Annotated in this window: 18 protein-coding genes, 1 pseudogene and 1 riboswitch; of the genes and pseudogenes, 16 read left to right on the top strand and 3 right to left on the bottom strand. The window is 41.0% G+C overall.

All coding sequences use genetic code 11. From position 1 onward, the window contains the following. Nucleotides 1–1,614: DUF2207 family protein (locus SK608_RS08850; protein WP_033678371.1), on the top strand; the 1,614-nt coding region annotated here is incomplete at its 5' end. Between the two features lie 61 nt (nt 1,615–1,675). Further along, nucleotides 1,676–2,521: an undecaprenyl-diphosphate phosphatase gene (locus tag SK608_RS08845; protein ID WP_033678359.1), complete on the top strand. Its 846-nt coding sequence runs from the start codon at nt 1,676–1,678 to the stop codon at nt 2,519–2,521. A 32-nt stretch (nt 2,522–2,553) separates the two neighbouring features. Here SK608_RS08845 and dinB read toward each other — a convergent pair whose 3' ends face one another. Continuing rightward, nucleotides 2,554–3,615 carry a DNA polymerase IV gene (dinB, locus tag SK608_RS08840; protein ID WP_033678356.1) on the bottom strand — a complete coding sequence of 354 codons (1,062 nt, stop codon included), beginning with the start codon at nt 3,613–3,615 and terminating at the stop codon, nt 2,554–2,556. Nucleotides 3,616–3,852: 237 nt separating this feature from the next. Here dinB and pflB point away from each other — a divergent pair, with 237 nt between their 5' ends. Beyond that, nucleotides 3,853–6,177 (top strand): formate C-acetyltransferase, encoded by a 2,325-nt coding sequence (gene pflB / locus SK608_RS08835; RefSeq protein WP_000260631.1) that lies wholly within the window; start codon nt 3,853–3,855, stop codon nt 6,175–6,177. Between the two features lie 295 nt (nt 6,178–6,472). On the opposite strand, the gene SK608_RS08830 is transcribed toward pflB, so the two are convergent. Both SK608_RS08830 and trkA read right to left on the bottom strand, forming a co-directional pair. Then, nucleotides 6,473–7,912 (bottom strand): TrkH family potassium uptake protein, encoded by a 1,440-nt coding sequence (locus tag SK608_RS08830; protein WP_033678353.1) that lies wholly within the window; start codon nt 7,910–7,912, stop codon nt 6,473–6,475. 3 nt (nt 7,913–7,915) lie between these two features. Next, nucleotides 7,916–9,265, bottom strand: coding sequence for a Trk system potassium transporter TrkA (trkA, locus tag SK608_RS08825; protein WP_033678350.1), 1,350 nt, complete (start codon nt 9,263–9,265; stop codon nt 7,916–7,918). A 188-nt stretch (nt 9,266–9,453) separates the two neighbouring features. Here trkA and SK608_RS08820 point away from each other — a divergent pair, with 188 nt between their 5' ends. The 13 genes and pseudogenes from SK608_RS08820 to SK608_RS10390 all read left to right on the top strand — a co-directional run. Continuing rightward, on the top strand, nt 9,454–10,302 hold the full coding sequence (locus SK608_RS08820) for an SAM hydrolase/SAM-dependent halogenase family protein (protein WP_031227981.1): 849 nt from the start codon (nt 9,454–9,456) through the stop codon (nt 10,300–10,302). Between the two features lie 18 nt (nt 10,303–10,320). Beyond that, nucleotides 10,321–10,869 (top strand): ECF-type riboflavin transporter substrate-binding protein, encoded by a 549-nt coding sequence (locus tag SK608_RS08815; RefSeq protein WP_000403160.1) that lies wholly within the window; start codon nt 10,321–10,323, stop codon nt 10,867–10,869. Nucleotides 10,870–11,149: 280 nt separating this feature from the next. Then, on the top strand, nt 11,150–12,832 hold the full coding sequence (locus SK608_RS08810; protein WP_033678344.1) for an ABC transporter ATP-binding protein: 1,683 nt from the start codon (nt 11,150–11,152) through the stop codon (nt 12,830–12,832). Further along, a pseudogene (locus tag SK608_RS08805) lies at nt 12,817–13,646 on the top strand (energy-coupling factor transporter transmembrane component T family protein). The gene SK608_RS08810 and the pseudogene SK608_RS08805 overlap by 16 nt, the downstream one beginning before the upstream one ends. Before the next feature lie 192 nt (nt 13,647–13,838). Further along, a complete protein-coding gene (locus SK608_RS08800) occupies nt 13,839–14,342 on the top strand; it encodes a tRNA (cytidine(34)-2'-O)-methyltransferase (RefSeq protein ID WP_033678338.1) in 504 nt (167 codons plus the stop codon). 59 nt (nt 14,343–14,401) lie between these two features. Continuing rightward, nucleotides 14,402–14,620: riboswitch (FMN riboswitch) on the top strand. A 163-nt stretch (nt 14,621–14,783) separates the two neighbouring features. Next, a complete protein-coding gene (locus SK608_RS08795) occupies nt 14,784–15,347 on the top strand; it encodes an ECF transporter S component (RefSeq protein ID WP_000185834.1) in 564 nt (187 codons plus the stop codon). Next, nucleotides 15,337–15,987: a phosphatase PAP2 family protein gene (locus SK608_RS08790; RefSeq protein ID WP_033678335.1), complete on the top strand. Its 651-nt coding sequence runs from the start codon at nt 15,337–15,339 to the stop codon at nt 15,985–15,987. Before SK608_RS08795 ends, SK608_RS08790 begins: the two co-directional genes overlap by 11 nt. Nucleotides 15,988–16,119: 132 nt before the next feature. Next, entirely contained in the window at nt 16,120–16,539 is a 420-nt protein-coding gene (locus SK608_RS08785; RefSeq protein WP_033678332.1) for a chromosome partitioning protein ParB, read from the top strand. Then, entirely contained in the window at nt 16,514–16,993 is a 480-nt protein-coding gene (locus tag SK608_RS08780) for a GNAT family N-acetyltransferase (RefSeq protein WP_050489937.1), read from the top strand. Before SK608_RS08785 ends, SK608_RS08780 begins: the two co-directional genes overlap by 26 nt. A 270-nt stretch (nt 16,994–17,263) precedes the next feature. Beyond that, a complete protein-coding gene (pheS, locus tag SK608_RS08775; protein WP_033678364.1) occupies nt 17,264–18,310 on the top strand; it encodes a phenylalanine--tRNA ligase subunit alpha in 1,047 nt (348 codons plus the stop codon). Next, nucleotides 18,310–18,819: a GNAT family N-acetyltransferase gene (locus SK608_RS08770; protein ID WP_033678329.1), complete on the top strand. Its 510-nt coding sequence runs from the start codon at nt 18,310–18,312 to the stop codon at nt 18,817–18,819. The genes pheS and SK608_RS08770 overlap by 1 nt, the downstream gene beginning before the upstream one ends. Nucleotides 18,820–18,895: 76 nt before the next feature. Beyond that, entirely contained in the window at nt 18,896–21,301 is a 2,406-nt protein-coding gene (pheT, locus tag SK608_RS08765) for a phenylalanine--tRNA ligase subunit beta (protein ID WP_033678325.1), read from the top strand. A gap of 472 nt (nt 21,302–21,773) precedes the next feature. Continuing rightward, on the top strand, nt 21,774–24,355 hold a 2,582-nt coding region (locus SK608_RS10390; RefSeq protein ID WP_152548859.1), incomplete at its 3' end, for a DUF1542 domain-containing protein.

Below are 24,355 nucleotides of genomic sequence, written 5' to 3'. Positions count from 1 at the left end.
GTTACTAGCGAAGTGATAGAAGGAGCAGATGGTTATACTGTTAAAGTTTATAATCCAGGTCAAGAAGGCGACACAGTTGAAGTTGACCTTGTCTGGAACTTAAAGAATTTGCTTTTTCTATATGATGACATTGCTGAATTAAATTGGCAACCTTTAACAGATAGTTCAGGGGCTATTGGAAAGTTTGAATTTCATGTAAGGGGAGACATGGGGGCAGAAAAACTCTTTTTCCATACAGGGAAACTCTTTAGAGAGGGAACGGTTGAAAAGAGTAACCTTGATTATACTATCCGTTTGGACAATCTTCCGGCTAAGCGTGGAGTTGAATTGCATGCCTACTGGCCTCGAACTGATTTTGCTAGCGCTACGGATCAGGGATTGAAAGGAAATCGTTTAGAAGAGTTTAATAAGATAGAAGACTCGATTGTTAAAGAAAAAGAGCAAAGTAAACAACTTGTTACTTGGGTCTTTCCTTCAATACTTTCCATCTCTCTGTTATTGAGCATCTGCTTCTATTTCATCTATAGAAGAAAGACCACTCCTTCAGTCAAATATGCCAAAAATCATCGTCTCTATGAACCACCAATGGAATTAGAGCCTATGGTTTTATCAGAGGCAGTTTATTCGACCTCCTTGGAGGAAGTGAGTCCTCTAACAAAAGGAGCTGGGAAATTCATCTTTGATCAACTTATTCAAGCTACCTTGCTAGATGTGATAGACCGTGGGAATGTTTCTATTATTTCAGAAGGAGATGCAGTTGGTTTGAGGCTAGTAAAAGAAGATGGTTTGTCAAGCTTTGAGAAAGACTGTCTAAATCTGGCTTTTTCAGGCAAAAAAGAAGAAACTCTTTCCAATTTGTTTGCGAATTACAAGGTATCTGATAGTCTTTATCGTAGAGCAAAAGTCTCTGATGAAAAACGGATTCAAGCAAAGGGGCGTCAACTCAAATCTTCTTTTGAAGAAGTATTGAACCAGATGCAAGAAGGAGTGAGAAATCGAGTTTCCTTCTGGGGACTCCCAGATTACTATCGTCCTTTAACTGGTTTGGAAAAGGCTTTGCAAGTGGGTATGGGGGTCTTGACTATCCTGCCCCTATTTATCGGATTTGGTTTGTTCTTGTACAGTTTGGATGTTCATGCTTATTTTTATCTCCCTTTGCCAATACTTGGTTTTCTAGGTTTGGTTTTGGCTGTTTTCTATTATTGGAAGCTTCGACTAGATAATCGTGATGGTGTCCTAAATGATGCAGGGGCAGAAGTCTACTATCTCTGGACCAGTTTTGAAAATATGTTGCGGGAGATTGCACGATTGGATCAGGCTGAGCTGGAAAGTATTGTGGTATGGAATCGCCTCTTGGTTTATGCGACCCTATTTGGCTATGCGGACAAGGTCAGCCATTTGATGAAGGTTCATCACATCCAAGTAGAAAATCCAGATATCAATCTCTATGTAGCTTATGGCTGGCATAGTATGTTTTATCATTCAACAGCACAAATGAGCCATTATGCCAGTGTCGCAAATACAGCAAGTACCTACTCTGTATCTTCTGGAAGTGGAAGTTCTGGTGGTGGCTTCTCTGGAGGCGGAGGTGGCGGCAGTATCGGCGCCTTTTAAAGAGAACTGCCATAGACTGAAAAAGTATGCTATAATGGAAGATAGAAAAAAGGAGTAATCTATGTATCTTATTGAAATTTTAAAATCTATCTTCTTCGGTATTGTTGAAGGAATTACAGAATGGTTGCCGATTTCCAGTACAGGTCACTTGATTTTAGTAGAGGAATTTATTCAGTACAAAGACCAGAATGAAGCCTTTATGTCTATGTTTAATGTTGTGATTCAGCTTGGTGCGATTTTAGCGGTTATGGTCATTTACTTTAACAAGCTCAATCCTTTCAAACCGACTAAGGATAAGCAGGAAGTTCGTAAGACTTGGAGACTGTGGTTGAAGGTCTTGGTTGCCACTTTACCTTTGCTTGCCGTCTTTAAATTTGATGATTGGTTTGATACCCACTTCCATAACATGGTTTCTGTTGCTCTCATGTTGATTATCTATGGGATTGCCTTTATCTATTTGGAAAAGCGCAATAAAGCGCGTGCTATCGAGCCAAGTGTAACAGAGTTGGACAAGCTTCCTTATACGACAGCTTTCTATATCGGACTCTTCCAAGTTCTTGCCCTTTTACCAGGGACCAGTCGTTCTGGTGCAACGATTGTCGGTGGTTTGTTAAATGGAACCAGTCGTTCTGTTGTGACAGAATTTACCTTCTATCTTGGAATTCCTGTTATGTTCGGAGCCAGTGCCTTAAAGATTTTCAAATTTATAAAAGCAGGACAGCTCTTGAGCTTTGGGCAATTATTCTTGCTCTTGGTTGCGATGGGAGTAGCTTTTGCAGTTAGTATGGTGGCTATTCGTTTCTTGACAAGTTATGTGAAAAAACACGACTTTACCCTTTTCGGTAAATACCGTATCGTGCTTGGTAGTGTTTTGCTACTTTACAGTTTTGTCCGTTTATTTGTATAAGAAAAACCTTGAAGGGGCAGCTCTTCAAGGTTTTAAAATCCAGTCATGGTAATCCCCAACAGGCGGACACCTCTTTCTTTCTCGCTTAACTCTTCATAGAGTTGTAGGGCTATTTGGCTTATCTGACTAGCATCCTGTGTTTTTTGAGCTAGACTTTTTCGTTTAGTGAGAGTTGAAAAGTCCTCGTAGCGGATTTTCAAAATGACAATTTTTCCAGCTTTTTCTTGCTGATGTAGATTGAGAGCGACTCTTTCTGATAGAAGAGTCAGCTCTTTTTTGATATCTTCCTCGGCACGGAGAATCTTCCCGTAGGTTTTCTCCTTGCCGATTGATTTACGGATGCGATTGGATTTGACGGGGGAATTGTGAATACCACGAGCCTTTCGATAAAGGTCATAGCCCAGTCTGCCAAAGCGGTCTATTAGGGTTACTTCAGGGACTTCAAGCAAATCAGCGCCGGTAAAAACACCCATTTGATGAAGTCTTTCCACTGTCTTTTTTCCTACTCCATGAAACTTGGAAATATCCATTTGTTTTAGAAAGTCCTCAGCCTGGTCAGGTAGAATCACTGTCAGACCATGTGGCTTTTGATAATCACTGGCCATTTTAGCTAAGAATTTGTTGTAAGAAACGCCAGCAGAAGCAGTTAGATGAAGTTCTTTCCAGATATCCTCTTGAATGAGGCGAGCAATTTTAACCGCTGACCTGATACCGAGTTTATTTTCTGTTACATCCAAATAGGCTTCGTCAATGCTCATGGGTTCAATCAAATCTGTATAGCGCTTAAAAATCGCTCGGATCTGGAGGCCCACAGCTTTGTATTTTTCATAATTTCCTGATATAAAGACGGCCTGGGGACATCGTTCATAAGCTTCCTTGGAACTCATGGCAGAATGGACACCAAAAGCTCGTGCCTCATAGCTACAGGTAGAAACGACTCCCCGCCCACCTGTTTGCCGAGGATCGCTTCCGATAATGACAGGTTTTCCTCTGAGTTTAGGATTATCTCTGATTTCCACCGCAGCAAAAAAGGCATCCATGTCAATATGGATGATTTTTCTTGACAAATCATTTAACAAAGGAAAAATCAACATGCCTAGCCCCCTTTTTACCGCTTATTTTCTTTTATTATACCCTTTTTTCTGAAAAAAAGAAAAAGGACTTTATTTTTTCAAAAATATACTACAGTTTGGGATAAAACGCAGACTGTTTTAGAAAAGAAAGTGTAAAAATAGGGATTTATTACTTGTTGAAAACGATTACTGTATGGTATACTTGTCTCATGAATGTAACAGATGGTTGTTACTAGAAAGAAAAAAGAGGACATTAACATGGTTGTTAAGACAGTTGTTGAAGCACAAGATATTTTTGATAAAGCTTGGGAAGGCTTCAAAGGCGTAGATTGGAAAGAAAAAGCAAGTGTATCACGCTTCGTACAAGCTAACTACACACCTTACGATGGAGACGAAAGCTTCCTTGCAGGACCAACAGAACGTTCACTTCACATCAAAAAAATTGTAGAAGAAACTAAAGCACACTACGAAGAAACTCGTTTCCCAATGGACACTCGTCCAACATCTATTGCTGACATTCCAGCAGGATTTATCGATAAAGAAAATGAAGTTATCTTCGGTATCCAAAACGATGAACTCTTCAAATTGAACTTCATGCCAAAAGGTGGTATCCGTATGGCTGAAACTACTTTGAAAGAAAATGGATACGAACCAGATCCAGCTGTTCACGAAATCTTTACTAAATACGTAACAACAGTTAACGACGGTATCTTCCGTGCCTACACTTCAAACATTCGTCGCGCTCGTCACGCTCACACTGTAACGGGTCTTCCAGATGCATACTCACGCGGACGTATCATTGGTGTTTACGCACGTCTTGCTCTTTACGGTGCAGACTACTTGATGCAAGAAAAAGTAAACGATTGGAATGCAATCGAAGAAATCGATGAAGAAACAATCCGTCTTCGTGAAGAAATCAACCTTCAATACCAAGCATTGCAACAAGTTGTTCGCTTGGGTGACCTTTACGGAGTTGACGTTCGCAAACCAGCGATGAACGTTAAAGAAGCTATCCAATGGGTTAACATCGCCTTCATGTCTGTCTGCCGTGTTATCAACGGTGCTGCTACATCTCTAGGTCGTGTGCCAATCGTATTGGACATCTTTGCAGAACGTGACCTTGCTCGTGGTACATTTACTGAATCAGAAATCCAAGAATTCGTTGATGATTTCGTTATGAAACTTCGTACAGTTAAATTTGCTCGTACAAAAGCTTACGACCAATTGTACTCAGGTGACCCAACTTTCATCACAACTTCTATGGCTGGTATGGGTAACGACGGTCGTCACCGTGTTACTAAGATGGACTACCGTTTCTTGAACACTCTTGACAACATCGGTAACTCACCAGAACCAAACTTGACAGTTCTTTGGACTGACAAATTGCCATACAACTTCCGTCGCTACTGTATGCACATGAGCCACAAACACTCTTCTATCCAATACGAAGGTGTAACAACAATGGCTAAAGACGGATATGGTGAAATGAGCTGTATCTCATGCTGTGTGTCTCCACTTGACCCAGAAAATGAAGAACAACGCCACAACATCCAGTACTTCGGTGCGCGTGTAAACGTATTGAAAGCCCTTCTTACTGGTTTGAACGGTGGTTACGACGATGTTCACAAAGACTACAAAGTATTTGACATCGAACCAATCCGTGACGAAGTTCTTGAATTTGAATCAGTTAAAGCTAACTTTGAAAAATCTCTTGACTGGTTGACTGACACTTACGTAGATGCTTTGAACATCATCCACTACATGACTGATAAGTACAACTACGAAGCTGTTCAAATGGCCTTCTTGCCAACTAAACAACGTGCCAACATGGGATTCGGTATCTGTGGATTTGCCAACACTGTTGATACATTGTCAGCTATCAAATACGCTACAGTTAAACCAATCCGTGACGAAAATGGCTACATCTACGATTACGAAACAATCGGTGAATACCCACGTTGGGGTGAAGATGACCCACGTTCAAACGAATTGGCAGAATGGTTAATCGAAGCTTACACAACTCGTCTACGTAGCCACAAACTTTACAAAGACGCAGAAGCTACAGTTTCACTTTTGACTATCACATCTAACGTTGCTTACTCTAAACAAACTGGTAACTCACCAGTCCACAAAGGTGTATACCTCAACGAAGATGGTTCTGTGAACTTGTCTAAACTTGAATTCTTCTCACCAGGTGCTAACCCATCTAATAAAGCTAAAGGTGGATGGTTGCAAAACTTGAACTCACTTTCTAGCCTTGACTTTAGTTATGCAGCTGATGGTATCTCATTGACTACACAAGTATCACCTCGCGCTCTTGGTAAGACTCGTGACGAACAAGTTGATAACTTGGTAACAATCCTTGATGGTTACTTCGAAAACGGTGGACAACACGTTAACTTGAACGTTATGGACTTGAACGATGTTTACGAAAAGATTATGTCTGGTGAAGACGTTATCGTACGTATCTCTGGATACTGTGTAAACACTAAATACCTCACTCCAGAACAAAAAACTGAATTGACACAACGTGTCTTCCACGAAGTTCTTTCAATGGATGATGCCTTGGATGCATTGAGCTAATCAAGTTCTTGAATAATGAAATAAGGAACCCTCGGTCAAATCGACTGAGGGTTTTTGGCTCTTATACTCTTCGAAAATCTCTTCAAACCACGTCAGCTTTATCTGCAACCTCAAAGCGGTGCTTTGAGCAACCTACAGCTAGCTTCCTAGTTTGCTCTTTGATTTTCATTGAGTATTAAATATTTTAAGTCATTCTATGAAGTGTCGCACTTTGTTTAAAAGGAGTTGGTTGGGTTGAGGAGGCAGTCTGAAATAAAAACACCACACTTTGTAAGGAACAAGGTGTGGTTGTATTTTATCTCTTAGACCAAGTTCTCTTCATAAAGAGAAGTAGGATTGGATAAATCTCCAAGCGACCTGCAATCATTGCAAAGGAGAGGAGAATTTTTGAGATAGGACTAAAGATTGAGAAACTAGAAGTGGTTCCTAGAATAGGTCCTATATTATTGAAACAGCTAAAGACAGCACTGGTTACAACCAGAAAATCATTGCTATCTAGGCTGACAATAAAGATAAGCGCTAGCAAAATCATAGAATAGATGACAAAGTACTTGAGAATCTTATGCTGGGTATCTTTGTCAATCACCGTTTTATTAACATGGAGAGTCAAAACACGGTGGGGCGATAGGATTGACAAAATCTGATTTTTAGCAATTTTTGAAAGGATAAGGCCTCGAATAACCTTGAGTCCACCTGCGGTTGAACCAGCAGAACCACCGATTCCCATGAGGAAGAGAAGGATAAACTGGGAGAAGAGGGGCCAGTTGGTAATATCCCCGTAACCAAAACCAGTTGTTGTAATGATATTGGAAACCTGGAAGAAGGCCATTTCAAAACTCTTTGAAAATCCCGGGTAGAGATAGAGGGTATTAAGGCTGATCAAGCCTGTAGAAATCATTACGATGAATAAGTAAGCCCGAAGTTCTTCATCTCCAAAGAAGGCCTTGACGCGACGGAGCATGAGGTAGTAGTAGAGGTTGAAATTTACCCCAAAAACCAGAACTCCGATACTAACCAGATAGGTAATTAGTGAGCTGCCATAGTGGGCAATCCCGTCGTTATAGACGGTAAAGCCTCCTGTACCTGCTGTTCCCATAGCAATGACAAAACTATCAAATAGGGGCATACCGGCTAGGTAATAGATGATGACAAAGAGGGAAAAGAGAGCTAGGTAAAGGAGATAGAGAATCTGGGCAGTGTTTTTGAGTTTGGATACAACCTTACCAAAGACAGGACCAGGAACCTCAGCCTTCATTACCTCTAGGTGGCTATTCTTGGCATTATCCATAATAGCAAGTGCAAAAACAAGAACTCCCATCCCTCCAATCAAGTGGGTAAAGCTTCGCCAGAAGAGGAGGGAACGACTGAGAACCGAAACGTCATTCAGAATAGTTGCTCCAGTAGTTGTAAAGCCAGAACTGATTTCAAAAAAGGCATCGATAACGCTGGGAATTTGTCTAGCAAAGACAAAGGGGAGACCGCCAAAGAAAGACCAAAGGATCCAACAGAGGGCAACAATCAAGACTCCCTCCTTGGCATAAATCCGTTGATTTTTTGGCTTTTGTAAAATTCCTGAACCGCCTAGTAATACGAGAATCCCTATTGTTGAAAAGAGGGCCGTAAAGACTTGGCTCGATTCACGGTAATAGAGAGCGACAGACACAGGAACCAAAAGAAGAACAGCTTCAATCAAAAGTAACTTTGAAAGGAGGTAACGAATCATACTTTTATTCATTTCTTACCTCGCGATCAAGTCATAAATCTTGGTGATGTTTGGCAACAAAGTTGTTACTAGGAGCTTGTCTCCAACTTCCAACATATCCTCCCCGGTAGGGAAAATAGTCTTGCCTTTTCGAATGATGGCTGCTATGAGAACCCCTTTTTTCAGTTTTAGTTGAGAAAGAGGTTTGGCAGTCATTTTATTGGCTTCCTTGATATGGAATTGCAGAGTTTCGATTTGCCCATTGGCTAGATGGTGCATGGCTTGAAGGTCTGAATACTGGGCATTAACCCGACCACGAATAAAGTGCATGATTGTATCTACAGCGATGCTTTTAGGTGTGATGATACTTGAAAAATCAGGCGCATTGATAATCTCGAGGAGACTGGTACGATTGACCTTGGTGATATTTTTTTGTACACCTACCCTGTCAAGGAACATAGAGGTTATCAGATTTTCCTCATCGACTCCTGTTAGAGTCGCAACGGCATCATAGTTTTGAGCACTTTCTTCCAGCAGGGTATCTTTTGCGGTACCATCTCCTTGAACGATGTAGAGGTTTGGGAATTTCTCGCTAAAGAAGCTAGCGATTTCAGGATTGATTTCAATAACCTTGGTATCGATACGACTGTCTTTGAGGATACCTAGTAGATAATAGGCAATTCTACCAGCTCCAACAATAAGAAGACTCTTCACGGCACGAGACTTGAAATAATTATGGAAGAGCATCATGTCAACACGGTTACCAGTGACAAAGATTCTATCTTTATCCTGTATGGTCATGTCACCACTTGGGATGATAATTTGATGATCTCTTTCTATCGCACAGACAATGACATTGCCGAATTTTTTCCGAAAATCAGAGATGGGCATTTGGCAAAGACCACTGGAGGATTTAACAGTGAATTCCATGAGGCTAACGCGTCCACCAAAGAAACGTTCGACAGAGAGGGCGTTGGGGAAGTCAATGATATTCGCGATAGCGCGGGCAGCCAAGAGCTCAGGATTAACGATAAGAGAAAAACCGAGAATATTCTTTTCCTTGAAATAAGAGTTAGAATATTCAGGGTTCCGCACCCGAACGATGGTCTCTTTAGCTCCCATTTTTTTGGCTAGAACGGCTGCAATCATGTTCACTTCATCGTATTCAGTCAGGGCGATAAAGATATCACAATCCTGGACATTGGCTTGCTCAAGGATGGTAAAATCGGCCCCGTTACCAAGGATACCCATGATATCAAAGCGATTAACAATATGATTGAGAACAGCTTCGTCTTGCTCAATCAGCAAAACATCATGCTTTTCTGCAACCAAGGAGCGACAGAGGGCAGAACCAACTTTTCCCCCTCCGACAAGGATAATTTTCATAATAAAACCTACTTCTTCATTATGTAACTATCATACCTTTTTTCAAGAAAAAATGCACCTAATAGCTAATCACCAGAGTTTTTAGTAGGAAATTTGCTATAAGGTAAAACTATACCCTAATCAATTGAAATAGCTATTAGCACCTTTCTCTGAAATATGGTATGATAAAGGATATACAAGGAGATAAAATGAATAATAATTTACTGGTATTACAATCAGACTTTGGTCTGGTTGATGGTGCGGTATCGGCTATGATTGGAGTGGCTTTAGAAGAATCTCCAACCTTAAAAATTCATCATTTGACGCACGATATCACGCCTTATAATATTTTTGAGGGGAGTTACCGTCTCTTTCAGACGGTGGATTACTGGCCTGAGGGAACGACATTTGTATCGGTTGTCGATCCAGGTGTCGGCTCGAAACGTAAGAGTGTGGTTGCCAAGACTGCAAAAAATCAATACATTGTCACGCCAGATAATGGGACGCTTTCTTTTATCAAGAAACACGTTGGCATTGTAGCTATTCGTGAAATTTCTGAGGTAGCTAATAGGCGTCAAAACACAGAGCATTCTTATACCTTCCACGGTCGTGATGTCTATGCCTATACTGGTGCTAAACTGGCTAGTGGTCACATTAGTTTTGAGGAAGTGGGGCCAGAGCTCAGTGTGGATCAGATTGTGGAGCTTCCAGTCGTAGAGACCATCATTGAAGATCATCTGGTGAAGGGAGCTATTGATATTCTGGATGTGCGTTTTGGTTCGCTTTGGACCTCTATCACGCGAGAAGAGTTTTACAAGCTGGAACCAGCATTCGGTGACCGTTTTGAAGTGACTATCTATCATGCAGATATGCTGGTCTATCAAAATCAGGTTGTCTATGGCAAATCATTTGCGGATGTGAGAATTGGGCAACCCATCCTTTACATCAACTCTCTCTATCGTTTAGGTCTAGCAATTAACCAAGGTTCCTTTGCCAAAGCTTACAATGTGGGTGTCGGTTCATCTTGGACCATTGAAATAAAGAAAATAGAAGGATAAAATAGGAGAATAAATAGTATGGAAATCAAATTTACAATTAAACAAGTTGTTGCTGTCGGAATTGGCGCGGCCCTCTTTGTCGTCATCGGGATGATCAACATTCCGACCCCTGTTCCAAATACAAGCATCCAGCTTCAGTATGCGGTACAAGCGCTACTTTCTATTATTTTTGGACCGATTATCGGTTTGCTTGTCGGGTTGATTGGTCATGCAATCAAGGACTCTCTTGCTGGTTACGGTCTGTGGTGGACTTGGATTATCGCTAGTGGGCTCTTTGGTCTAGCTGTGGGGCTATTTAGAAAGTACGTTCGCGTGATCAATGGTGTCTTTGACTGGAAAGATATTCTTATTTTTAACCTCATTCAACTACTTGCAAATGCTCTTGTTTGGGGTGTCTTGGCACCACTTGGAGATGTTGTGATTTATCAAGAAGCTGCAGAAAAAGTATTTGCCCAAGGGATTGTTGCGGGAATTGCTAATGGTGTATCTGTAGCTATTGCAGGAACTCTTCTCTTGCTTGCCTATGCAGGAACTCAAACTCGTGCAGGAAGTTTGAAAAAGGACTAATACTCTTCGAAAATCTCTTCAAACCACGTCAGCTCTATCTGCAACCTCAAAACAGTGTTTTGAGCAACTTGTGGCTAGCTTCCTGGTTTGCTCTTTGATTTTCATTGAGTATAAAATGATGGGGAAGGCTGGGCAACCAGTCTTTTTGCTGTTTATAGGCTAGTCGGGTAAGCAATTTAGGATAGGAATTTTTTGGCGCTAAGATTTTAAGAGAAGAGACTGCAAGAAGGGGTAGATTTATGATAAAATAGAAGTCTAAGAAGCGAATGAAGAGAGTAAGATGAAAGAAGCTATAATTGAGTGGAAGGATTTCTCTTTCCGGTATGAAACACAACAAGAACCGACCTTGCAAGGGGTGGACTTGACCATTTACAAGGGAGAGAAAGTCTTAATTGTTGGGCCATCTGGGTCAGGTAAGTCTACCTTGGGTCAGTGTTTGAATGGGATTATTCCCAATATTTACAAGGGTCAGATGTCTGGAGAATTTTTGATCAAGGGGCAAGCAGCCTTTGATATGAGCATCTACGATAAATCTCATCTGGTCAGTACAGTTTTGCAGGATACAGATGGGCAGTTTATCGGTTTATCCGTGGCAGAGGATTTGGCTTTTGCTCTGGAAAATGATGTGACAGTTCTAGATGACATGAAAAGTCGTGTTCATAAATGGGCTGAAAAGCTGGACCTTATCTCTTTACTAGCTCAGCGTCCCCAGGATTTGTCAGGTGGACAAAAGCAGCGGGTCAGTCTGGCTGGTGTCTTGATTGATGAAAGTCCGATTCTCTTGTTTGATGAGCCACTCGCCAATCTGGATCCCAAGTCAGGTCAGGATATTATCGAATTGATTGATCAGATTCATAAGGAGGAGGGGACGACGACCCTTATTATTGAACACCGTTTGGAGGACGTTCTGCATCGTCCTGTGGATCGGATTGTCTTGATAAACGATGGCCGTATCCTCTTTAATGGGAGTCCTGATCAGTTATTGGCGACTGATTTGTTGACCCAAAATGGGATTCGCGAACCCCTTTATCTAACTACTTTACGTCAATTAGGTGTGGATTTAGCTAAGGAAGAACAATTAGCAAATTTGGACAACTTGTCCATCTCAAAAGGTCAGGTTCAGTTGCAGAATGAACTGGCAAAAGAACCCCCAGAATTGCAGTCACTCTTTAAATTAGAGGATGTATCTTTTTCTTATGATGATAGACCGATTTTGAAATCCATTCATCTGGATATTAAAAAAGGTGAAAAGATTGCTATTGTCGGAAAAAATGGAGCAGGGAAGTCAACCCTAGCCAAGGCCTTAAGTAGCTTTATTCAGACGGAGGGGCGCTATCTTTGGGAAGAACAGGATATCAAAGGAGATTCTGTTGCAGAGCGGGCGGAACGAGTAGGCTATGTGCTGCAAAATCCTAATCAAATGATTTCAACCAATATGATTTTTGATGAGGTGGCTCTGGGACTTCGTTTGCGAGGTGTGGACGAGCAGGAAATTGAAACGAGAGTCTATGAAACTTTGAAAATCTGTGGTCTCTATGAATTCCGTAATTGGCCTATTTCTGCCCTGTCATTTGGTCAGAAAAAACGTGTGACTATTGCATCGATTTTGGTCTTAGGGGCTGAAATTATCCTCTTAGATGAACCGACTGCAGGTCAAGACCAGAAGAACTATACTGAGATTATGGAATTTCTTGAAAAACTGCATCAAAAAGGTCATACCATTGTCATGATTACCCATGATATGCAATTGATGCTGGATTATTCAGATCGGGCCCTTGTCATGGTGGATGGGGAATTGATTGCTGATACTGATCCAGCTAGTCTGTTGAGCAATCCTGAGCTGTTAGTAAAAGCCAATCTAAAAGAAACCTCTATCTTTAACTTGGCCAAGAAACTAGACGTGGATCCACTTGCTTTAACGGCATTTTACAAAGAAAGGAGAGAAGGATGCAAGCTAAATTAATTGGTTACCAGCATAGAGATACTGTGATTCATCGCTTGTCAGGAGCTGCTAAACTCCTCTTTTTCATCCTCGTGTCATTGGCGGCCATGATTAGCTATGATACCAGACTGCTTGTTCTGATTGCCATCTTTTCGGTCTTTCTCCTCTATTTGTCAGAAATCCGCTTTAAAGATGTTTCTTTTGTGGCAGTTTTTGCGATGGTATTTGCCATTTTGAATGTCTTGATGGTCTATCTCTTTTCTCCTGAGTATGGGGTTGGACTTTACGGAGAGAGAAGTGTGATTTGGCAGGGAATCGGTGCCTACACTCTGACCAGTCAAGAGCTCTTTTATCTGTTAAATCTGGCCATTAAGTACCTTTGCACCATTCCTCTGGCTATTATCTTTTTGATGACAACTCATCCTAGTCAGTTTGCATCCAGTTTAAATCAAATTGGTGTGCCTTATAAGATTGCCTATTCAGTCAGCCTGACCTTGCGCTATATTCCAGATTTGCAGGAAGAATTCTTTACTATCAAGATGTCTCAGGAAGCGCGTGGGATGGAATTATCCAAGAAAGCTTCTCTTATGCAACGAATCAAAGGCAATCTGCGCATTATTACTCCCTTGATTTTTAGCTCGCTAGAACGCATTGATACCATCGCGACCGCCATGGAACTTCGCCGCTTTGGGAAAGAAAAAAACGCACTTGGTATAGTTATCAGGCCTTGAAAAAAGGAGACTATCTTACCTTGCTCTTGGCAGCCTTGTTTTTAGTAGCTAGTTTACTACTTATCTTGCAGAATCAGGGACGATTTTACAACCCTTGGAAATAGCTTGAAAAAATTGAAAAAATCAAGTCGTTTCTATTGACAATGATTCTGAAAGTGTTATACTAAGAAAGTAGTTTCGCTGATTTACTTCAAACCTGTTGTGAGGTAAGTTAACGATGCCTTAACCACGCTGTTTGCTGAGCTTGACTCCGGGCAGTGTGGCTATTTTTTTGCAATGGTAAAAGGAAGCAAGTCATGACAAATCACATTGTATTATTTGAGCCACAAATTCCACAAAATACTGGCAATATCGCGCGTACTTGCGCTGCGACCAATTCTCCCCTCCATATCATCAAGCCAATGGGCTTTCCTATCGATGACCGCAAGATGAAGAGAGCTGGATTGGATTATTGGGATAAGCTAGAGATTTATTTTTACGAGAGTTTAGAGGATTTCCTGTCTCAGATGAAGGGAAAACTCTATCTAATTTCGAAATTCGCGGAAAAAGTCTATTCTGAGGTGGATTTATCGATTGACGAAGACCATTATTTTCTTTTTGGACGTGAAGACAAGGGATTGCCGGAGGACTTTATGCGAGAACATCCTGAGAAAGCTCTCCGTATTCCTATGAATGATGAACATGTCCGCAGTCTCAATGTGTCTAATACCGTCTGCATGATTGTCTATGAGGCTCTCCGCCAGCAGAACTTTGCAGGTCTTGAACTCGTTCATACCTATGAAGTGGATAAATTGAAATAAAAAATGAAAATGAAAGTGAACAAAATGCTTGCGCTTGCAAGCGTTTTTTGTTATGATAAAAGAGTCTTCAGGGCAGGGTGTGATTCCCGACCGGCGGTAAATTTGACTAGCTATTTTAGCTTTCTCGTCGTTGTCTTGTCTTGATATACTTTAAGTATTATCTTCGACTGCGACGTCTAGATAAATCTAAAATATCTTAGCCAAATAAGTCCGCGAGCGCAAGCTGATGTGGTGAGATTCCACAACCGACAGTATAGTCTGGATGGGAGAAGACGAAAGAATAGCTTTGTCTGTTCTGATAGATTTATAGCTAGATTGTAACCGCTTGCTTGAATTTCCTTAATAGAGTGAGAGGGAACTTTTGGGATATAAAAAGTGAGAATAGATAGAGGAATCCTTTCTAACTTCTTCTGATTTTATAGAAAATTGGAGGAACCTGTTATGACAAACACACGTCGACTTTCGACCATTGCGATTTTATCAGCCATTTCATTTGTGCTGATGTACTTTGACTTTCCGCTTTTACCAGCGGCGTCCTTCCTCAAGATTGAATTTAGTATCTTGCCAGTCCTTGTGGGTCTGGTGGTCATGGATTTGCCTGCTGCTCTAGGAGTTCTCTTGCTTCGCTCACTCTTGAAACTGCTTCTTAATAGCCAGGGAGTGAACACTTACATTGGTTTGCCAATGAATATCGTAGCTTTGGGAGTTTTTGTCATCGTATTTGCTTTGATTTGGAAAAAGGAACGGACAACCCTTCGTTTCCTACTAGGCTCTCTAGCTGGGACTATTGGTTTAACCGTGGCTATGTTGGTTCTCAACTATGTTTATGCTGTTCCTTTGTACGCTAAGTTTGCTAACTTTGATATTGGAAAAATTTTGGGACTTTCCAACTACCTAATGACTATGGTATTACCTTTTAACTTGATTGAGGGTGTAATCTTTTCCGTTTCATTCTGGTTGTTGTATGTTCTCTTGAAACCAACCTTAAAACATTATGAGAGATAAACAAACATTTTTAATGAAGGGCAGTTTTGCCCTTTTACTTTTCGTTATTCTTGGCTATATGGTCAAATTTTACCCTGAAACGCTGGTCGGTTTTGACCAACCGATACAGACTGCCGTTCGAGGAGACTTGCCAGATTATTTGACTATTCTTTTCCGATCCCTCACACGCTTGATTGATATTCCAGTGATTATCACTTGGGTTGTCATTACAGCTTTTGTCTTTTATCGTAAGCGGTGGAAGATAGAAAGTTTCTTCATGCTAGGAAATCTGGCTTTGGCAGGTCTTTTAATCGTGATCTTTAAAAATATCTACCAGCGCCCACGACCAGCTATTTTACACTTGGTTGAGGAGAAGGGATTTTCCTTTCCAAGCGGCCATTCTCTGGCTGTAACCTTGATGGTCGGTTCTCTGATTGTCATTCTCAGTCAACGGATTAAAAATCCAGTCTGGAGAAAAATCGTACAAATCGTGCTAGGCCTCTACCTAGTCAGTGTGCTGGTATCAAGGGTCTATCTGGGAGTTCATTACCCATCAGACGTTCTTGCCAGTCTTTGTGTGGGCTTGGGAGTCCTGTTTATCGAGTTTCCCTTCTATGACAAACTCCGCTTCCAATGGCGATTCAAAGGTAAGCAGAAGTGATACTCTTCGAAAATCTCTTCAAACCACGTCAACGTCGCCTTGCCGTACTCAAGTACAGCCTGCGGCTAGTTTCCTAGTTTGCTCTTTGATTTTCATTGAGTATGAGTATCGAATTCCTTTGAGGAGAAAGAAATGAAAGTCAATATAGCAGATCTTCATCCGACTCAACTATACTTATCAGAAAAGAAGTTGCAAGATATTCAGATGCTTTATCAGTCTGTAGAACTAAACAATGTTGATCCAATCAGTATTCTTGCCTTTGGAAATTGCTTGTTGATTACAGATGGGCATCACAGGACTTATCAGGCTTTATTGGCAGGTCGGGATACGATTTCTGCTGAGTTTGATAGAGACGGCGGTGATGAACTATATCATCTTTATGCGCAAGCCTGTGAAGAAAGAAAAATTTACTCTGTTCTGGATTTAAAAAATCATATCTTACCTCAAGATGAGTATGAAGCAAAATGGTATAACTGGTGTGAGGGTTTTAATCAAGCAACAACTCTCTTATTGAAAAGGAAAGCTGATGAAACAGATTTTACAAATAGATAATGCACTACGTCTCGTTCCTTATTGTAAGGTCAATCATTGTGAGGAAGCTTTTGCTTGGTATCAGGATGTGAACTTGGTTTACCTCGTAGATGGGGTAAAGCTTCCTTACAGTCAAGAAACTTTGGAAGCCATGTATTCCTATTTGGATCAGCACGGTGAGCTTTTTTGGATTGAAGTCAAGGAGAAGGGAGAATGGTTTCCAATTGGGGATGTTACACTATCTCAGGATAATCTTCCCATTGTGATTGGAAATCCTGCTTACCAACATCGAGGACTTGGGAAAAAGATTCTAAGTGCTTTGATTGAATTGGCTCGAGTAAAAGGATGGAAAGAATTGAGAGTTAAGGAAATCTACACTTACAATCATGCGTCTAGGCGATGTTTCGAGTCGCTTGGATTTGTGGAAAATGGGGCAACAGAAAAAGGGACGAGTTTTGTATTGAAATTAGTCTAATCTAACTTGTTTTTTAACTAAAAATCTGATAAACTAAGTAGTAATTGAATAGAAATCTGCAAGACTAGTAGCCCAAGGGAAGTATATTAGGGAGGAGAGCCGTGACTGCAAGCTCTCTATATGAAAGCTGGGTGAATTCACTTGCGCATGGATTTAGAAATGAAGGTCTGACTTGTCAGATAAAAACGGATGGTACCGCGTGTCAACGCTCCGAGTGGAGTTTTTGGCATGTGGTTTTCTTTTTATCTACGAGAGACTGATGGAGGAATTATGTCAACTATTGAAGAACAATTAAAAGCGCTTCGCGAAGAAACGCTGGCTAGCTTGAAGCAGATTACTGCTGAAAATGAAAAAGAGATGCAAGATTTGCGTGTCTCTGTCCTTGGTAAAAAGGGTTCGCTCACTGAAATCCTCAAAGGGATGAAAGATGTTTCTGCTGAGATGCGTCCAATCATCGGGAAACACGTCAATGAAGCTCGTGATGTCTTGACAGCTGCTTTTGAAGAAACAGCTAAGCTCTTGGAAGAAAAGAAAGTTGCTGCACAATTAACTAGCGAGAGTATAGATGTGACGCTTCCAGGCCGCCCAGTTGCGACTGGTCACCGTCACGTTTTGACACAAACCAGTGAAGAAATCGAAGATATTTTCATTGGGATGGGTTACCAAGTCGTGGATGGTTTTGAAGTGGAGCAAGACTACTATAACTTTGAGCGTATGAACCTTCCTAAAGACCACCCAGCCCGTGATATGCAGGATACTTTCTATATCACAGAAGAGATCTTACTCCGTACTCATACATCTCCTGTGCAGGCGCGTGCCATGGATGCCCATGATTTCTCTAAAGGGCCTTTGAAAATGATCTCACCAGGGCGTGTGTTCCGTCGTGATACGGACGATGCAACCCACAGTCACCAGTTCCACCAAATCGAAGGATTGGTTGTTGGGAAAAATATCTCTATGGCTGACCTTCAAGGAACCCTTCAGTTGATTGTGCAAAAAATGTTCGGTGAAGAGCGTCAGATCCGTTTGCGTCCCTCTTACTTCCCATTCACAGAGCCATCTGTTGAGGTGGATGTTTCTTGCTTCAAGTGTGGTGGAGAAGGCTGTAACGTATGTAAGAAAACAGGTTGGATCGAAATCATGGGTGCCGGTATGGTTCACCCACGTGTTCTTGAAATGAGTGGTATCGATGCGACTGTTTACTCTGGATTTGCCTTTGGTCTTGGTCAAGAGCGCGTAGCTATGCTCCGTTACGGAATCAACGATATCCGTGGTTTCTACCAAGGAGATGTCCGCTTCTCAGAACAGTTTAAATAATGATTAGAAAAGTAGAAATGGCAGATGTTGGGGTGTTGTCCAAAATTGCTAAACAAACCTTTCGTGAAACATTTGCTCATGATAATACGGAAGAGCAGTTACAGGAATACTTTGAAGAGGCTTATAGTCTGAGAGTTTTGTCAACTGAGTTGGAAAATCCAGAATCCGAAACCTATTTCATTATGCATGAAGAGGAGATAGCTGGTTTTCTCAAAGTCAACTGGGGAAGTGCTCAGACTGAGAGAGAATTAGAGGGTGCTTTTGAAATTCAACGTCTCTATGTGCTACAAAAATTCCAAGGATTTGGATTCGGTAAGCAACTGTTTGAATTTGCTCTTGAACTTGCTACCAAAAATAATTTTTCCTGGGCTTGGCTAGGTGTTTGGGAGCATAATACAAAAGCTCAAGCGTTTTATAATCGATATGGTTTTGAAAAATTTAGCCAACATCATTTTATGGTTGGTCAAAAAGTAGATACGGATTGGTTACTGAGAAAGAAATTAAGGTAAGAAGATGATTCTTCTATTGAAATGATAGGAAAGGAAAAGAACCAGAGTGGCAACTGTCATTCTGGAGAACTAAATTATGCTTGTATCTTATAAATGGTTAAAAGAATTGGTGGACATTGATGTGCCATCACAAGAGTTGGCTGAAAAAATGTCAACTACAGGGATCGAGGTAGAAGGTGTGGCATCACCTGCTGCTGGTCTCTCAAAAATTGTCGTCGGTGAGGTCTTGTCTTGCGAAGATGTGCCAGAAACTCACCTCCATGTTTGTCAGGTTAACGTTGGCGAAGAAGAAGCCCGTCAAATCGTCTGTGGTGCACCGAATGTGCGTGCTGGTATCAAGGTTATGGTGGCTCTTCCAGGAGCTCGCATCGCTGACAATTACAAGATCAAAAAAGGGAAAATCCGCGGTCTTGAGTCACTTGGGATGATCTGTTCACTTGGTGAATTGGGAATTTCTGACTCAGTTGTACCTAAGGAATTCGCAGATGGCATCCAAATCTTGCCAGAAAATGCCGTTCCAGGTGAGGATGTCTTCTCATACCTAGACTTGGATGATGAAATCATCGAACTTTCTATCACACCCAACCGTGCAGATGCCCTTTCTATGCGTGGGGTAGCTCACGAAGTAGCAGCTATCTACGATAAGGCAGTCAACTTTAAAGAATTTACTCTTTCAGAAACTGACCAAGCTGCAGCAGATGCTCTTTCTGTGGGCATTGAGACAGACAAGGCGCCTTACTATGCCGCTCGTATCTTGGACAATGTGACTATCGCACCAAGTCCACAATGGTTGCAAAACCTTCTCATGAACGAAGGAATCCGTCCAATCAACAACGTAGTGGACGTGACAAACTACATCCTGCTCTACTTTGGTCAACCAATGCATGCTTTTGACTTGGATACCTTTGAAGGGACTGACATCCGTGTGCGTGAAGCGCGTGCTGGTGAAAAATTGGTGACTTTAGATGGTGAAGAACGTGACTTGGACATGAATGACTTAGTTATCACTGTCGCAGACAAGCCAGTAGCCCTTGCAGGTGTCATGGGCGGTCAAGCAACAGAAATCTCTGAGAAATCTAGTCGTGTCGTCCTTGAAGCTGCAGTCTTCAACGGAAAATCAATCCGCAAGACTAGCGGACGTCTCAACCTTCGTTCTGAGTCATCTTCTCGCTTTGAAAAAGGCATCAATGTGGCAACTGTTAACGAAGCCCTTGATGCTGCGGCTAGCATGATTGCAGAACTTGCAGGTGCGACGGTGCGTAAAGGTATCGTTTCAGCGGGTGAGCTTGATACCTCTGATGTGGAAGTTTCTTCAACTCTTGCTGATGTTAACCGTGTCCTCGGAACTGATCTTTCTTATGCTGATGTCGAAGATGTCTTCCGTCGTCTTGGCTTTGGCCTTTCTGGAAATGCAGACAGTTTTACAGTCAGCGTACCACGTCGTCGTTGGGATATCACAATCGAGGCAGACCTCTTTGAAGAAATCGCTCGTATCTATGGTTATGACCGCTTGCCAACCAGCCTTCCAAAAGACGATGGGACAGCTGGTGAATTGACTGCGACACAAAAACTCCGCCGTCAGGTTCGTACTATTGCTGAAGGAGCAGGTTTGACAGAAATCATCACCTATGCTCTAACAACTCCTGAAAAAGCAGTTGAGTTTACGGCTCAACCAAGTAACCTTACTGAACTCATGTGGCCAATGACTGTGGATCGTTCTGTCCTCCGTCAAAATATGATCTCAGGTATCCTTGATACCGTTGCCTACAACGTGGCTCGTAAGAATAAAAACTTGGCCCTTTACGAGATTGGAAAAGTCTTTGAACAAACAGGTAATCCAAAAGAAGAACTTCCAAATGAAATCAACAGTTTTGCCTTTGCCTTGACAGGCTTGGTTGCAGAAAAAGATTTCCAAACAGCAGCAGTTCCAGTTGATTTCTTCTATGCTAAAGGAATCCTAGAAGCCCTCTTCGCTCGTTTGGGACTCCAAGTAACTTATATAGCAACATCTGAAATCGCTAGCCTTCATCCAGGTCGTACAGCAGTCATTTCACTCGGTGACCAAGTTCTTGGTTTCCTCGGTCAAGTGCATCCAGTAACTGCTAAGGCCTACGATATTCCAGAAACTTATGTGGCTGAGCTCAACCTTTCAGCCATCGAAGCTGCGCTTCAACCTGCTGTTCCATTTGTGGAAATCACGAAATTCCCAGCAGTCAGCCGTGACGTTGCCCTTCTCCTCAAGGCAGAAGTGACTCATCAAGAAGTTGTAGATGCTATTCAAGCTGCCGGCGTGAAACGTTTGACAGATATCAAACTCTTTGACGTCTTCTCAGGCGAAAAATTGGGACTTGGTATGAAGTCGATGGCTTATAGCTTGACCTTCCAAAATCCAGAAGATAGCTTGACGGATGAAGAAGTAGCACGCTACATGGAAAAAATCCAAGCATCGCTTGAAGAAAAAGTCAATGCAGAAGTGCGTTAAGTTATTAGAGTTTGAAATGAAAGTTTAGACTTAAACATAAAAAACGAATAAAACTAGTTTTCTAGACGGTTAGAATTCTATTTTGTTCGTTTTTTGTTTTTAAATCTTAGGTCTTGTTAGTGTGAATGAAGCTGTTCTTATATACTTTCTTGATTTCGCTTTTATAACTGTTTAAGACTACAGTAGATTGAAATAAACTGCGAACAAATCTATTGGGGAATTCAAACAAGTTTATAGCAATGTTTTAGAAGTTTCAATGTGCTGTTTCAACTTCGGCATGAAATAAAATCTAAGTGTATTTTTATTTTTCTGTCTAATAAATCAAAATACTTGATTTATTATCATAACAATGATAAAATTATAATTAAAATAGTGTATATGTGATTCTTTCGGTTAATATATATATATATATATATATTAACTGGCATTACCGTCTTCACTAGTTTAATAAATTATAAAGGAGTCTTTATAGATGGAAAATAATCATTCTATGAGTCGAGTAGAACGCTCACGTCGTGAGAAGGTAACTCGTTACTCTGTCAGAAAAGTAAGTTTTGGTGCGGCCAGTGTAGCGGTTGCAGCATTTTTTATGTTTTTGGGAAATGGTGCAGTGTATGCAGCAGAACCAAACGTAACAGCAACAGATTCTGCCCTAGCAGCTACTCCAGCAAATAATCAGTTGGATGAAAATTCTGGTAGCAGTGAAGCTACTGCTCCGAAAGCTCAAGCAGATACAACTACTCCAACACCTGCTGATGCAAGCTCAACATCAGTGGAGTCAGCTACTGTTTCGAAAGCTCAAGCAGACACAACTACTTCAAAACCTGCTGATGCTACTCCAGCGCCAGTAGTATCATCTACTACTTCAACAACAGAAGAAACATCAGAAAAGGCTACACCTGCCTTGGATAAAAAACAGCTGGAAGATTACGTAGCAGAAATTGATGCTAAATTAGCCTCAGATAGCTATGCTACTAAGACAGATGAAAGTGTAGCAACACTTAAAGAACATCTAGGATTAGCAAAACTTGCCCTAACAACAGCCAAAAGTCAAGACGAGTTAACAAAAGCTTATAGAAGACTCTTTATGACAGTGAACAGCGGTTTACGTAGTAAGCCTAAAGCGCAAGTAGAAAATCCTAAACTAGATACCACAGAAGGAAAAGCGACTGTTGGTAAGAAAGCCAGCAATACTGAGAAAGCTACAGGAACCAACTCTATCGCAAACTCAGGAAAACATGATCCACGTAATGGACAAGCCCTAGATAGAAACAATCCATTCCGAACAGATGGGACAACAACGGATACTGATCCAGATGCGAATCAAGTGTATACAGGATTGGATGGAAGTGATGATGAAACTGTAGAGGATCTTTCCAACAAACTTAAATCTCTAACTACAAGTATTGAAAATAATGATAAAATTTCAAAACAAATGGAGAGTCTTGGAGAAGCTACAGGTGTTGGAAAAGGGGAAGTAAAGAATATCGATAACTTCGGTGGTTGGAAAGCTGTGAAAGATACAGAAAGTAATGGGAAGTTTGCTGTTGCTAGAAAAACAGAAAAAGGGATCTTCCCATTAGAAACCATCAATACTGTTGTAGATATAAATAGTGGTACATATTTTACCTATCTAAGAGAACAGGCCCTAGATAGAACTTCTAATTATATGTTGTATTTGTCGGAAGTTAGAACGCAAGCAAGTAAAGATGAACCTACTTTTGACGGTAAAAATTATCAACGTTCTGGTTTAGGTAGAACAGATGCTCCTGGTATTAAAGGCTACAATGGGATTGAAAAAACCTTTAAAGCTTATTCACCAACTAGTGGTTCCAAGGTTCAAATATCATTTATTACAGGTTATTCTGGTGATATTAATGGAACAAAAGCAAAATATCATGTACAAGTTTTTACTTCTCAATCAGATACTCCTATTTATGATGTTACATTTGATCCGCAAAAAGATGTCACAAATGATCCAAATATGACAGTGCAAGGAGCTTCAGATGGTAGCAGTGTTGTAGCGGAGAGGATAACGACTAAAGGTGATGAATTTACCAAGGAAAAACTTGAGGAAAAAATGTCTCAGACACAATTTAGACCAAATGGGAGACCGGGTAAGTTTACTAGTAAAGAGATTGATATACCAGCAGGTGTGACAGAGTATACTGTTAGGATAAGTTCTGCTGATAATCAGCATTTAGGTATGGGATATCAATCTATATATCGTCACTTTGCTCTTCCTATTTCTGGTCTTGATTTCCATGTAACACAAGATACTGGAGGAGTTGCAAAGAGCCTTTTACAAAAAATATATACGAAGTTGAAAGAAAGTGAGGAAAAAGATAAGAATTTTAAAACCCCAGAATCACAAAGACAATATGAAGAAGCGTTAGCGACAGTAGATCAACTATTACAACAAGATACAAAGAGTACCACTGAATATCAAACTATTTTACAAACTTTATTGGTAAAAAGACAGGAATTAGCTAATTCTGACCAAGAAAAACCTATTAAATCTAAGGCTTCAGATGCGATTGATCAAGCTAAAGCTACTAAAGATAAAGAGATTGATGCGAATGATCAATTGAGTCAATCTGAAAAAGCGAAGGCTAAAGAAGCAACTAAGGCGGCAGCAGATTTGGCTAAGGCGGCTATTGAGGCAGCAACTGACCAAGCTGGAGTGACTGAGAAAGAAACAGCAGGCACAAACGCTATTAAAGCAGTGACTCCAGTAGGTAAAGAAAACGCTAAAAATGCGATTGATCAAGCTAAAGCTACTAAAGATAAAGAGATTGATGCGAATGATCAATTGAGTCAATCTGAAAAAGCGAAGGCTAAAGAAGCAACTAAGGCGGCAGCAGATGCAGCGAAAGTAGCTATTGAGGCAGCAACTGACCAAGCTGGAGTGACTGAGAAAGAAACAGCAGGCACAAACGCTATTAAAGCAGTGACTCCAGTAGGTAAAGAAAACGCTAAAAATGCGATTGATCAAGCTAAAGCTACTAAAGATAAAGAGATTGATGCGAATGATCAATTGAGTCAATCTGAAAA

This window comes from Streptococcus mitis subsp. hohhotensis (genome assembly GCF_000722775.1).
GTDB classification, from domain to species: domain Bacteria; phylum Bacillota; class Bacilli; order Lactobacillales; family Streptococcaceae; genus Streptococcus; species Streptococcus carlssonii.
Note: the sequence above shows the minus strand (reverse complement) of the source record. Positions and strands in the feature narration are given on the sequence as shown.

Coding starts and splice junctions, on each gene's coding strand:
- SK608_RS08845 (WP_033678359.1), top strand. CDS start 1,676: ATGTATCTTATTGAAATTTTAAAATCTATCTTCTTCGGTATTGTTGAA.
- dinB (WP_033678356.1), bottom strand. CDS start 3,615: ATGTTGATTTTTCCTTTGTTAAATGATTTGTCAAGAAAAATCATCCAT.
- pflB (WP_000260631.1), top strand. CDS start 3,853: ATGGTTGTTAAGACAGTTGTTGAAGCACAAGATATTTTTGATAAAGCT.
- SK608_RS08830 (WP_033678353.1), bottom strand. CDS start 7,912: ATGAATAAAAGTATGATTCGTTACCTCCTTTCAAAGTTACTTTTGATT.
- trkA (WP_033678350.1), bottom strand. CDS start 9,265: ATGAAAATTATCCTTGTCGGAGGGGGAAAAGTTGGTTCTGCCCTCTGT.
- SK608_RS08820 (WP_031227981.1), top strand. CDS start 9,454: ATGAATAATAATTTACTGGTATTACAATCAGACTTTGGTCTGGTTGAT.
- SK608_RS08815 (WP_000403160.1), top strand. CDS start 10,321: ATGGAAATCAAATTTACAATTAAACAAGTTGTTGCTGTCGGAATTGGC.
- SK608_RS08810 (WP_033678344.1), top strand. CDS start 11,150: ATGAAAGAAGCTATAATTGAGTGGAAGGATTTCTCTTTCCGGTATGAA.
- SK608_RS08800 (WP_033678338.1), top strand. CDS start 13,839: ATGACAAATCACATTGTATTATTTGAGCCACAAATTCCACAAAATACT.
- SK608_RS08795 (WP_000185834.1), top strand. CDS start 14,784: ATGACAAACACACGTCGACTTTCGACCATTGCGATTTTATCAGCCATT.
- SK608_RS08790 (WP_033678335.1), top strand. CDS start 15,337: ATGAGAGATAAACAAACATTTTTAATGAAGGGCAGTTTTGCCCTTTTA.
- SK608_RS08785 (WP_033678332.1), top strand. CDS start 16,120: ATGAAAGTCAATATAGCAGATCTTCATCCGACTCAACTATACTTATCA.
- SK608_RS08780 (WP_050489937.1), top strand. CDS start 16,514: ATGAAACAGATTTTACAAATAGATAATGCACTACGTCTCGTTCCTTAT.
- pheS (WP_033678364.1), top strand. CDS start 17,264: ATGTCAACTATTGAAGAACAATTAAAAGCGCTTCGCGAAGAAACGCTG.
- SK608_RS08770 (WP_033678329.1), top strand. CDS start 18,310: ATGATTAGAAAAGTAGAAATGGCAGATGTTGGGGTGTTGTCCAAAATT.
- pheT (WP_033678325.1), top strand. CDS start 18,896: ATGCTTGTATCTTATAAATGGTTAAAAGAATTGGTGGACATTGATGTG.